Source organism: Aliiroseovarius sp. PTFE2010, assembly GCF_049943335.1.
In the GTDB taxonomy this organism is placed as follows: Bacteria; Pseudomonadota; Alphaproteobacteria; order Rhodobacterales; family Rhodobacteraceae; genus JBNFVY01.
Genome location: NZ_JBNFVY010000002.1, coordinates 1 through 12,147 on the forward strand (window position 1 = coordinate 1; position 12,147 = coordinate 12,147).

Consider the following 12,147-nt stretch of genomic DNA (forward strand, 5'->3'; position numbering starts at 1 on the left):
AAGACGGCGCTGTGACCGTTGACTGGGTTGTGCTGACTTCGGCTGTCGTTGGTCTGGGCGTTGCCGTTCTGACCACTGTTGCCGGCGGCACCAAAGAACTGGGCTCGACCATCTCGACCTCGCTGTCGGGCACTTCGGTCGCCACGTACTAAGCCCAAACGCTTAGCTGACATTCGGGGCCGCACTTGGGAAACCTGGTGCGGCCCTGAAACTTTTGGGGCAAGAATTGCCATCGGTCCCGGCCCAGAGCCGCAGGAATTTCCCCGGTAGCGACACTGGTGGGACCAGATATCGCCACAATCATACGTCAAACAGGAAACAGTATTTCATATCGTGGCCCGTTGTTTGCACCCGGCGCAACGGATCGCAACGCGAAAGGACACAGACATGCGTATGGTATTCGGTTTGGTGCTAGTGGTGGGCGTCGCGCTTGCCGGCTTCGCCGTTTACATGGCAAAAGATCGCATCGGTGCCTATCAGGCACAGCTGGCCACTGAGCGCGCGGCGCTCGCACAAATCGTCCCGACCAAAGACGTCTTTATCATGGCCAAGCCGATCGCTTATGGCCAATACCTCAAGAAAGAAGACGTCAAAGCGATCCGCTGGCCGGAAAACGCCTTGCCGGAAGGTGTCTTTCATTCGCTGGAAGAAATCTTCCCGCCAAACGCGGAAGGCGAACGTGCAGCCCTGCGCCGGATGGAGGTCAACGAGCCGATCATGCGCATCAAGGTCACTGAACCGGGGCAGGACGCCGGCGTTGGTGCGCGGCTGGAACGCGGCCAACGTGCCTATGCCATCCGCGTCGACGTCGCATCAGGCGTGTCCGGATTCATCCGCCCGGGCGACCGGGTCGACGTTTATTGGACCGGGCGCAACATTTCGAACCCGTCCATGGGCGACGTCACCCGCTTGATTGAGCCTGGCATTCAGATTGTCGCGATTGACCAGACCGCTGACAGCGATCGGTCCAATCCGATCGTGGCACGGACCGTCACGGTTTCCGGTACACCTGAACAGGTCGCGCGCTTGGCCCTTGCCCAAGGGTCCGGCAAACTGTCGCTGTCGCTGGTTGGCGCAAACGATGACTACCAGGCTGGCGCGATCGACGTTGACCAGAAGCAACTCCTGGGCGTTGTCGATGCGCCGATCGCCGCCCCCGTCGCCAAAGCCCAAGAGTGTTTCGTTACAACCCGCAAAGGCGCTGAAACGATCCGCACCCCGGTCCAGTGCAACAACTGACACTGGGCGCCTGTGTTTGACAAAAGGTGGGCGCACGGCTTGACCGCGCGCCCGTTTCGCGTTCTCAACTGCGATTGTGTTGCGAGTTATCCACATAAGATTTCGCTCGCAATTGATTGATTCTTGCATAAATTTCTGAACTGACGCATCCTCTGCGCAATAAAGGGCGTACAAGACCCATCTTGAGGCGTGATCGGAGAGGCAGGATCACAATGAAAATTGATAAGTTTTTCAAGGCGGCCCTTGTCGGGTTCGCTTTGGTTGCAGCACAAACCCCAAGCGCCTCAGCCGAGGTATTGCGGGTCATGACAGGCACCGCATCGCGCACGCTGAATGTACCGATGAACCGGGCGGTGGTTGTAGAAAGCGACGAACCCTTTGCAGAGCTGTCGATCGCGAACGCGAACATTGCAGACATCTCGACCCTGTCGGATCGTTCGATCTACATTTTGGGCAAAGCGCCGGGCAACACGACCCTGACCCTTTTGGCGCCAGATGGAGGGTTGATTGCCAACGTGCAAGTGTTGGTGACCCCAGACCTGACCGAATTCAAAGAACGCCTGCGACAGGTTCTTCCGGGCGAGCAGATCGAAGTGCGGAACGCAAACGACGGGATCATTCTGTCAGGCGTCGTATCGTCAGCTGCTAAGCTGGACCGCGCCATTGATCTGGCAAACCGCTATGCGCCCGAACGCGTGACGAATATGCTGTCGGTCGGGGGAACCCAGCAGGTCATGCTGAAAGTCCGGTTTGCGGAAATGCAGCGCTCGGTGTCCAAGTCGCTTTCCGCCGGTTTGGCCATGCAGGGCAGTATTTTTGGTGGTGACGTTGGCGTAAACGGCGGCTCTGGCCCGTTCGTCAACCAAAACAACATAAACAGCGCGTTGGACGGCGATCTGTCAACGGGCGTGTCGAGCGGAACCGAGGCCAGTGGCCGCTATCTTCTGGGCTGGAACAGTGGCGGTCTACAACTGGCGCTGGCGTTGGAGGCTCTTGAATCAAAGGGGGTTGTGCGCACTCTGGCCGAACCTAACCTGACGGCCCTGTCCGGGCAGCAGGCCAAGTTCCTTGCCGGTGGCGAATACCCCATTCCGGTGAGCAATGGCGACGGGTCGATTACCATAGAATACAAACCATTCGGTGTGGAATTGGAGTTCGTTCCCCGCGTTGTCGATCAGGACGTGATCAACATTGAAATGAAGGCGGCGGTTTCGGGCATCGACAGCTCTATCAGCTACAACAACGACGGGTTTACGATCAACGCGTTCAAACGGCGAGAAACAGCGACGACGGTGGAACTGCGCGACGGCGAGAGCTTTGCCATTGCCGGTCTGTTGGAAGACGACTTCCAGGATCTGGCCGGTCAAGTGCCATGGCTGGGCGACATCCCGGTGCTGGGCGCCCTCTTCCGTTCGGCCGAATACCAACGTGAACAGTCCGAACTGGTGATCATCATTACCGCACACCTGGTCACTCCGACCCGCGGCGAGGCCTTGGCCCTGCCCACCGACCGTGTGCGCGTTCCGACCGAGAGCGAACTGTTCCTGTTCGGCAAGACGATCAAGGGGGCCAATACACCGAAAACAGGCGCGGCCGCCGAAGTGGCGAAACAGGACTTTAACGGGTCCTATGGTTATGTGATGGAGTAAGCCGATGCAGGCGCACATCAAGATCTTCTTCGGGGCGGCAAGCCTGATCGCATTGACGGCTTGTGACCGCGGGGCACTGGACAGCTGGAACAGCCCGGCGGGCGCCTTCCTGGATGAAGGCAGCTTCGGCAACCCGACCATGAACAATACCTTGGTGATGACCGGTCAACGCGACTACATCATCAACCTGAACCAGCGGTTCGCCTCCGAAGTGCCATCCACGGTCAACTTCGAATTCAACAAGGCGACCCTGACGCCCCAAGCCATGGCCACGTTGCGCCAACAGGCCGATTGGATCCGCCAGTTCCCCGAAGTCCACTTCAAGGTTTTCGGCCACACGGACCTTGTCGGTTCAAATGCCTACAACAAGGCCCTTGGAATGCGCCGCGCCCGAGCGGCCGTGAACTATCTCATCTCGCAGGGCATCAGCCGCTCGCGTCTGGAAGCCGTCGTGTCTTATGGTGAAACACAGCCGCTGGTCGCCACCCAAGAGCCCGAGATGCGCAACCGCCGCACGGTGACCGAGGTGGCCGGCTTTGTGAAAAGCCACCCTGCCGTGTTGAATGGCAAGTACGCGCAGGTCGTCTTCCGCGAATACGTCAATTCGGCACGTCCAGACAGCGATCTGGTCGAATTTGGTGTTTCCAAAACCGAATGACCTTGGCAGCTTGGGCAACACCGTCGCCGATTAGCGTATAATTACGCGATTTCGGCCCAAATGTTGCCCACATTGCCCGTCACAAAATCCTCATTGGGAGTAGTGTGCGCGATTTCTGAGTCGCGTGTGCGGGTTTCAATGGGGATGGTCCGTGCAGAATAGCCGGGAAAATCAAATCTCTGTTGTGGCTCGCCGTTTGGAAAGGACGAGACGCAATGACGAGCAGTGCAGCATTGCAGCCAGAGCCGGTGCCACTGGTGGCGTGTACAGTCAGCAGGGACGTTCAGAACTTTGATCTTCTGATCGAAGACATGGAAACCGAACTCGGCGAGGGTTGGGGCGACCTATCCTTTGACGATGCACGTATTTTCCTGACCCAGCCAGAAAGCGAAGACCTTGAATTCATCGCCATCGCGATGGAGCAGGAAGACGAAGACAAGCTTGCCCTGATCGCCGAACTGATCAAGAAAGCAAAAGAAAAAAGCATCAAGGTCATCTTGATTGCCGAAGACGTCAGCCCGATTTCCCTTCATCAACTTCTGACGATGGGGGCGCAAGAGTTCGTCCCCTACCCGCTTCCAGACGGCGCATTGCACGACGCGATCGAGCGTCTGCGCACCCCCGATCCTGAACCCATCGCCGCCGTGCAAGAGCCTGTTACAAAACTGCGGGCAACCGGCGATCGCAACGGCGTTGTCCTGCCGGTCCACGGTATTGCCGGGGGAACCGGCGCGACAACTCTGGCGGTCAACCTGGCATGGGAATTGGCGAACATCGAAAAGGAAGACGCACCGCGCGTGTGCTTGCTGGACCTGGATTTGCAATTCGGGTCGGCGTCGACCTTTTTGGACTTGCCGCGCCGCGAAGCAGTCTACGAAATGTGGTCCGACACCGAAGGCATGGACAGCGAAAGCTTCATGCAGGCGCTCATGCCCTTCAACGACAAACTGTTCGTGCTGACCGCCCCGACCGAGATTTTGCCGCTGGACATTATCGAACCCAGCGACGTCGAGCGCGTCCTGGAAATGGCCCGCACAAACTTTGACTATGTCATTGTCGACATGCCAACCACGGTGGTCGTGTGGACTGAAACAGTCCTGAACGATGCAGCCGTGTATTTTGTCACGCTCGAACTCGACATGCGCTCGGCCCAGAACACGCTGCGCTTCGTGCGCGCCCTGAAGGGCGAGGAACTGCCGGTGGAAAAACTGCGCTACGTTCTGAACCGCGCGCCCAAAATGACCGATTTGCAGGGCAAAAGCCGCGTCAAACGCCTGGCCGAAAGCCTGGACATCGACGTCGAATTGCAAATGCCGGACGGCCAAAAGCAGGTCAGCCAGGCTGCGGACCACGGCCTGCCGCTGGCCGAGAACTTTGCCAAGAACCCGCTGCGCAAGGAAATTCTCAAATTGGCAGCATCCGTGCACGAACACAACAAATCCGCCGCCGAAGCGAATTGATGACACTAAAGGGGTGACACATGTTTTCACGCTACAAAAAGTCTGACGGCGCGCCGCCCAAAAAGGGTGCAACCGAGGCCGCCAAACCGGCCGAAAACATGGTCAGCTTGGCCGATGTAGAAAAGAAGGCCGCTGCAAAAACGGGTGTTCAGCGCCGGGCCTCGCCAAACAAGGCGGCCGAAGTTGTCCCCATGGACAAGGAACGAAAGCGCAAGGATCGTTTGGTTCAGATCAAGACGACCATGCACAAGCGACTGCTCGAAGACCTGAACCTGGCAGCGCTCGACCAGGCCAGCGAAAGCGATCTGAAGACCGAAATCAGTGCGATCACTTCCGAAGCATCGGAAGAGCTTGGCATTGTTTTGAACCGCGAAGAGCGGGCCACGATGATCCAGGACCTGTACGATGAGGTGCGCGGTCTCGGCCCTCTCGAAGCATTGCTGAAAGACGACAGTGTCAACGATATCCTGGTCAACGGTCCGCAACAGATTTTCGTGGAACGCGCGGGCAAGCTGCAACTGACCGATATCACCTTTAAAGACGAACGCCACCTGCTACGCATCATCGACAAGATCGTGTCGGCTGTGGGGCGGCGGGTCGATGAATCGAACCCTTACGTGGACGCCCGCTTGCAGGATGGATCGCGTTTCAACGCGATGGTTCCGCCGATTGCGGTCGACGGGTCGCTGGTATCGATCCGGAAATTCAAGAAAGAAAAACTGGGGATCGACGATCTGGTCAACTTCGGAGCGTTCACCGAAGAAATTGCCGCATACTTGCAGGCAGCGGTGGCGTGCCGACTGAACATAATCGTGTCGGGTGGGACCGGTTCGGGCAAGACGACCACGCTCAACGCATTGTCGTCTTTCATCGACGATAGCGAGCGTATTCTGACGATTGAGGATACGGCCGAACTCCAGCTGCAACAGACCCATGTCGGTCGGATGGAAAGCCGCCCTGCCAACGTGGAAGGCAAGGGCGCCGTCAGCCAGCGCGACTGTCTGAAAAACGCCCTGCGGATGCGCCCCGACCGCATCATCGTGGGCGAAACCCGCGGTGAAGAAGTCATCGATATGCTTCAGGCGATGAACACTGGCCACGACGGGTCGATGACCACGATCCACGCCAACAGCGCGCGCGATGGCGTCAGCCGCCTGGAAAACATGATCGCCATGGCCGGGATCGAAATGCCGCTCAAGGCGGTGCGCAGCCAGATTGCGTCGGCTGTGAACCTGATCGTTCAGGCAAGCAGGCTGCAGGACGGATCGCGCCGCATGACCTCGATTACAGAAATCACAGGCATGGAGGGCGAAGTCATTTCGATGCAGGAGCTGTTTCGTTACCAGCGCACCGGCCTGACCCCCGACAACAAGATCATCGGCCATTTTACCGCCACCGGCGTGCGTTCGCACTATTCCGAACGTTTCCGGATGTGGGGGTATGACCTGCCGCCCCAAATTTTCGAGCCCTTCAAGCCGGAGTAAAACACCATGAATATCAATCCGGAAATCCTGATATACGGCCTGGTCTTCGTCGGCGTTCTTGTGCTGGTCGAAGGCATCTACCTGACCGTGTTTGGCAAATCGATTTCGCTGAACAACAAGATCAACCGCCGCCTCGAAATGCTTGAAAAGGGCGGCGAGCGTGAGCAGGTGCTGGAACAACTCCGCAAGGAAATGTCCCAACACATGAAATCGCGCAAACTGCCGATCTACTCGATCTTGGCGGAAAAGGCCCAAAAGGGCGCGATTGCCTTCACCCCGCCGCAGCTGATCATGGTGATGGGCGCACTGGCTGTCATCGCCTTTGTCGGGCTCAGCGTGGGCACGGAAACATCCCTGCCGGTGCGCGCGGGTGTGTCGATCATCATGGGTGTCGGTTCGGTGTTCGTCTGGATCAACAGCAAGGCCAAAAAACGCCTGTCCATGATCGAAGAACAACTGCCCGACGCGGTGGAACTCATGGTGCGCAGTCTGCGGGTGGGTCACCCGTTTGTTTCGGCCCTGAATATCGTCGCCAACGAAGTCCCGGACCCGCTCGGGTCGGAAATGGGTATTATCTCGGACGAGGCCGCCTATGGCCGCGACGTTGGCGAAGCCCTGAAACACATGGCCGAGCGGCTGGATATGCAGGATTTGCGCTTTCTGGCGGTTGCTGTGGCGATCCAGCAGCAATCGGGGGGGAACCTGGCCGAGATCCTGGATGGCCTGGCCAAGGTGATCCGTTCGCGCTTCAAGCTGTTCCGCCGGGTGAAAGCCATCACAGCCGAAGCGAAATGGTCGGGCACCTTCCTGTCTGGCTTCCCGCTGCTGGCCTTGATCATGGTGCAGCTTATTCAGCCTAACTACTACGACGATGTGATCGATACGCCAGCTTTCATTCCCGCCTGCCTTGTCGTGGCCGGCTTCCTGACCGCCAATGTCTTTGTGATGAAGGCGCTTGTGAACATCAAGGTCTGAGGAACCCATCATGGACCAGATTTTTCTTTCGATCCTCGGGCCCGAATTGGCCCCCATTGGCCCGACCATTGCGGCGGGGTTTTTCGGCCTGATCCTTGTCCTGTTGGTACTGCCCAAGCTATTGACCAAAGAGCATGACCCGCTCGACAAGCTCAAGGACGAGGCCCGCGGGCGCAAGAACGCCGAAGACGCCAACACACCCGCCTTGCGGTTCGGCGGCAAGAAGGACAAATTACAGAAATACTCCAACTTTCTCGAACCGCAATCAGCCGAAGAGCTGAGCGCGATGAAATTGAAACTGTTGCAGGCGGGTTACCGGTCACCCAATGCGGTGCGGATGTACCATTTCGCGCAGTTTGTATTGGGAATTGGGCTGCTGGCCTTTGGCGGCGTGCTTGCCTTTCTCAAGTCCATGAACGGCGATCCAACGACCCAGCAATTGGCCATGTACGTGCTGATCCCAGCGGGCGCCGGTTACATGTTCCCCAAATACTGGGTGACGCGCCGTGTCGAAACCCGCAAGGAAGAGATCATCGCAGGGTTCCCAGACAGTCTCGATCTGATGCTGGTCTGCGTCGAAGCGGGCCAGTCGCTGGATCAGGCCATCGTACGTGTGTCCACGGAAATCCGGGCGGGTTTTCCCAGCCTTGCCGATGAATTCGAGATCGTCAGCAACGAGATGAAGGCCGGCAAGGACAAGGTAACGGTTCTGCGCGATATGGCCGAACGTTGCGGCGTACCGGACGTGGCCAGTTTTGTGACCGTGCTCATCCAGTCGACCACCTTCGGCACGTCGATTTCCGAAGCATTGCGGGTCTATGCAGCTGAAATGCGTGACAAGCGCGTGATGCGGGCCGAAGAAAAGGCAAACACCTTGCCTACCAAGATGACCCTTGCCACAATGATGCTGACCGTTCCGCCACTGCTCGTGATCCTGATCGGTCCATCGGTTTACGGCATCTACACGATGCTCTCGGGGAGCACGTTCTAACACATATGTCATTTCGACTGATCGTTCTTGCAGCCTCTGGGCTTGTGGCCGCCTGCGCGCCTGCGGGTGGCCTTCGCGCACCCGACGGCGGGGTCTATGCGCCGGCCGGCGTGGATGCACGCGGGCAAAGTGTCGACGGGTTGATCGTAGGGCATCGCCTGATGGCGGCGGGTCAGTACGAACTGGCGTTGGATGCCTATCTGCGGGCTGCGTCCGAGCAAGGGCTGACGGTTGACACCATGTCCGCGCTCGGCTCGGCCAATCTGAAACTGGGGCGCTTGGGACAGGCGGAACGGCTTCTGCGCCAGGCTGTCGACAAGGACGAAACCTTTGCGCCCGCATGGAATAACCTGGGCGTCGTTCTGATGGAAAAGGGCGAATTCGGCGAAGCCGAGCGCGTCTTCCGTATCGCCTATGCGCTGGACAGTGGCGAAAGTGCCGACATCCGTGAGAATCTGCGTCTCGCGCTCGCAAAAATTGAAAACCCCGGCTATCATGATGACAATGACAGCGCTTTTTCGCTGGTGCGTCGGGGTGGCGGAACCTACTTGCTGCTTTCGCGCTGACCAGAAGAGCGCAAAATAGTGTCCCGCAAAGGGACCGGTCAATAAACGAGAGCAGTATAAGGACGCAGGCACCATGCGCCACATTTCCCTTATTTCGCTGTGCTTAGCAGGCGCACTTGCCCTGTCGGCCTGTGAAAATCACGAAAAGATGGATGTTGAACGCGCGGCCGCCAAGGGCGTGAACGTGATCGACGAAAGCAATCTCAATGACGTGATGCTGAACGCCGCCGACCCGAATGAAGCGGTGGCTTATTTTCAGCGCACAGAAGCCGAGAACCCCGATCGCGTGGATTTGAAACGCGGGCTGGCCAAGGCCCTGATCCGTGCCAAACGCATCCCCGAGGCCGAAGCTGCCTGGGCTGACACAGTCGCCCACAAGGATTCGGAGCCCGAAGATAAGGTAAACTATGCTGATGCGTTGATCCGCAACGGCAACTGGGAAACCGCTGAAACGGTCTTGAACGATATTCCCCCCACGCATGAGACCTACAAGCGCTATCGCCTCGAAGCCATGGTGGCCGACAGCAACGAAGAATGGAAAAAAGCCGACAGTTTCTATGAAATCGCTGCCGGTCAGACGACCAAACCGTCGGGCGTCTACAATAACTGGGGGTATTCAAAACTGACCCGTGGTGATTTCAAGGGCGCCGAAGAGATGTTCGCCCGCGCCCTGACTTACAACCCGTCACTCTTCACCGCCAAGAATAACCTGGTTCTCGCTCGCGGGGCGCAACGCAAATACGATCTGCCCGTCATCCAGATGACACAGGTTGAGCGGGCCCAACTGCTGCACACCCTGGCGCTGGCAGCCATCAAGCAAGGCGATGTTTCGACCGGCAAGGGCCTGTTGACATCGGCCATCGAAACGCATCCGCAGCATTTCGAAGCCGCCGTGCGCAGCCTCGACGCGCTGGAAGCGAACGTCACGCGCTAATGGTTCATATCTCGTCTTCGGCGGCACTGTGGTTTTTGCCCTTTGCGGTGATCATTTCGATCTGGGTCGCATGGAGCGACATGAAGTTCATGAAAATACCCAACAAGGCGGTCACTGCCTTGTTGATCGTTTTCGTCGTGATCGGCGTGGTGGCCCTGCCTTTCGAGGTCTGGGCGTGGCGCTGGCTGCATGTCGCAGTGGTTCTGGCGATTGGGTTCGTTGCAAATGCAGTCGGCCTGCTTGGGGCGGGCGACGCCAAGTTCGCAGCGGCAATAGCACCGTACGTCCCGCTCGCAGATGTATCCACGATCCTCTACCTGTTCGCGGCCGTGCTTTTGGGCGCATTCGCAACCCACCGCCTGTTTCGGGCAATTCCGGCATGGCGCGCCTATACGGCGGATTGGCAATCATGGGAGCACAAGGATTTTCCAATGGGCCTCGCGCTTGGCGGAACGCTCAGCTTTTACCTGGTGATCGGGGCAATCTACGGTCCCTAGGTCATCGCAGGATCGCATAGAGCGCAAAGAAATCATTTACGCCGACCAATTGAAGCGGGACCGCGCCCTGGGTCAACGCATCAATCGCCGCCGCCCGCGCGCGCGGAACAAACGGACACATCGGGACCAGCACATGGCTGGCGTCTTCGATCCCGGGCAACCCGCCATAGTACCAGACCGCCCCCCCCTTCAATCGACGATAAGGCCCGAACAGCCAGATTGAGTTGACCGTATCAGTCTCAAAAATCCCCGCGCCAGGGGGCAACAGGTCAGCCAGGGCGGCGCTCATTCCGCGACGCATCCCAACCAGCCCCGAAGTTGTCGTGCAGCGCGGAAAGGACACCCCCTCAAGCGACTTGATCTCTTCGCGTTCGTCCGAGGCATAGGGTTTGAGCGCCGGGATGCGATCTTCGAGCGGCATGGACATGTTCATCAGCGCCTGGCGTTCCGCGTTGACCATCACCCCCCGCATTGCGGCATGCTCGGGCAAAAAAACGATGTAGTCGGACAAATCGCCGCCGAAATGGCGAAACGGGCTTTTCAGCGTATTGACGGCCGAGGGAAAACCAAGTGCAAAGGCCGCGATACCCAGTGCCGTCAACGCGCTGCGCGCCTCGATCCCGAAGAGCCCTTTGTGCATGTTTTCGGGCCGTAATGTGATCAGCAACACACCCAGTAGAATCTGCCATTGTGGATCATTGCCGAAGTTCTGGTAGGTAACGTAGACAAATGCAGGAATGAGAATGAGGATAAGCAGCCCGCCAGCCTTTTGCCCCGATTGCCGCAAAAAGATCGCCCCCAGCAGGGCGCACAAGGTCCCGCCCAAATAGGCCGGACCGGCCAGAACAGTGCTCAGGCTCGCTCCGGGTGCGGCGCGCAATTCCGATCCGGCGACCATGCGCAGGTCAGCCAGATAAGCTGGCCAGTAACTCGGGCCATACCCCAGCGTGACCAGCGCGCCAACTGCCACCCCGCCAATCACCGCAAAGCCCAATGTACGCGCCCCGTGCACCAGCACGACAGCCACAAGAACGGGCAGGGCGAAGGCGACAAAATAGGTTAGCTTCAGGACTGCCAAAACGCCCATCAACAGACCGATCAACACCCCGTCAAGCGCAGGGCGCCGGGGGCCAAGATCCGGCAAGACCGCCAAGGCCAGCGCGGCAAAGGCGATTCCCCAGGCCCACCTGTTGTAGTGCATGGAAACCGAAAGCGCCGCAGACGTGTCCCCGAATACCATGGCCAAGACCAGCGATAGCGTCCCCAGCCCAAAGATCCACGGCATGGCCCCGCGCATTCTGCTGGTACCTGCCCGCCAAACCGGCACCGCTAAAAGCGCCGCAACCAGCATTTGGCCAAGGGGAAACGCCTGGGCGACAGGCAGCCCCAAACCGGTCCAAAAGTGGATAGGCGCAAAGGCCAGAACACCGATAGGGGTGGCGAAGTCATGATGAATCCGCTCGCCGGCATCAAGTCGCAAAACGATCTGTACAAAATGCAACGTGTCAATTTCGTAATTCGAGATCAAGAGGCGCCCGCCGATCAACACCGCGCCCCCCAAAATCGCCACAATCGCTGCCAAAAAGACGGCGAATAGGAATGGATTTGGCCTGCTCATGCCTCACTCCTGCCCATTTTTTCAGACAACTTACACCGGAACACGACCGTTGGATAGAGCGTCCGGTATGACCACC

The 12,147-nt window shown here is 58.4% G+C and carries 11 protein-coding genes; 10 read left to right on the forward strand and 1 reads right to left on the reverse strand.

What is annotated here, in order from left to right:
* The first annotated feature begins 387 nt into the window (after positions 1–387).
* From cpaB to ACP2AV_RS03880, 10 genes are all read left to right on the forward strand, one after another.
* Positions 388–1,239, forward strand: coding sequence for a Flp pilus assembly protein CpaB (gene cpaB, locus ACP2AV_RS03835; RefSeq protein WP_426371365.1), 852 nt, complete (start codon positions 388–390; stop codon positions 1,237–1,239).
* Between the two features lie 212 nt (positions 1,240–1,451).
* Positions 1,452–2,888 (forward strand): type II and III secretion system protein family protein, encoded by a 1,437-nt coding sequence (locus tag ACP2AV_RS03840; RefSeq protein WP_426371366.1) that lies wholly within the window; start codon positions 1,452–1,454, stop codon positions 2,886–2,888.
* 4 nt (positions 2,889–2,892) lie between these two features.
* A complete protein-coding gene (locus ACP2AV_RS03845) occupies positions 2,893–3,546 on the forward strand; it encodes an OmpA family protein (protein WP_426371367.1) in 654 nt (217 codons plus the stop codon).
* A 215-nt stretch (positions 3,547–3,761) separates the two neighbouring features.
* Positions 3,762–5,006: an AAA family ATPase gene (locus tag ACP2AV_RS03850; protein ID WP_426371368.1), complete on the forward strand. Its 1,245-nt coding sequence runs from the start codon at positions 3,762–3,764 to the stop codon at positions 5,004–5,006.
* A 20-nt stretch (positions 5,007–5,026) separates the two neighbouring features.
* Complete coding sequence (locus ACP2AV_RS03855) at positions 5,027–6,490, forward strand: CpaF family protein (RefSeq protein ID WP_426371369.1); 1,464 nt, start codon at positions 5,027–5,029, stop codon at positions 6,488–6,490.
* A gap of 6 nt (positions 6,491–6,496) precedes the next feature.
* Complete coding sequence (locus ACP2AV_RS03860; RefSeq protein WP_426371370.1) at positions 6,497–7,465, forward strand: type II secretion system F family protein; 969 nt, start codon at positions 6,497–6,499, stop codon at positions 7,463–7,465.
* A 10-nt stretch (positions 7,466–7,475) separates the two neighbouring features.
* Complete coding sequence (locus ACP2AV_RS03865) at positions 7,476–8,456, forward strand: type II secretion system F family protein (RefSeq protein ID WP_426371371.1); 981 nt, start codon at positions 7,476–7,478, stop codon at positions 8,454–8,456.
* 5 nt (positions 8,457–8,461) lie between these two features.
* Positions 8,462–9,022, forward strand: a complete 561-nt coding sequence (locus tag ACP2AV_RS03870) for a tetratricopeptide repeat protein (protein WP_426371372.1) — start codon at positions 8,462–8,464, stop codon at positions 9,020–9,022.
* 73 nt (positions 9,023–9,095) lie between these two features.
* Positions 9,096–9,956: a tetratricopeptide repeat protein gene (locus tag ACP2AV_RS03875; RefSeq protein ID WP_426371373.1), complete on the forward strand. Its 861-nt coding sequence runs from the start codon at positions 9,096–9,098 to the stop codon at positions 9,954–9,956.
* Positions 9,956–10,453: a prepilin peptidase gene (locus ACP2AV_RS03880; RefSeq protein ID WP_426371374.1), complete on the forward strand. Its 498-nt coding sequence runs from the start codon at positions 9,956–9,958 to the stop codon at positions 10,451–10,453. The genes ACP2AV_RS03875 and ACP2AV_RS03880 overlap by 1 nt, the downstream gene beginning before the upstream one ends.
* A gap of 1 nt (position 10,454) precedes the next feature.
* Here ACP2AV_RS03880 and ACP2AV_RS03885 read toward each other — a convergent pair whose 3' ends face one another.
* Positions 10,455–12,071 carry a hypothetical protein gene (locus ACP2AV_RS03885; RefSeq protein ID WP_426371375.1) on the reverse strand — a complete coding sequence of 539 codons (1,617 nt, stop codon included), beginning with the start codon at positions 12,069–12,071 and terminating at the stop codon, positions 10,455–10,457.
* Positions 12,072–12,147 lie beyond the last annotated feature (76 nt).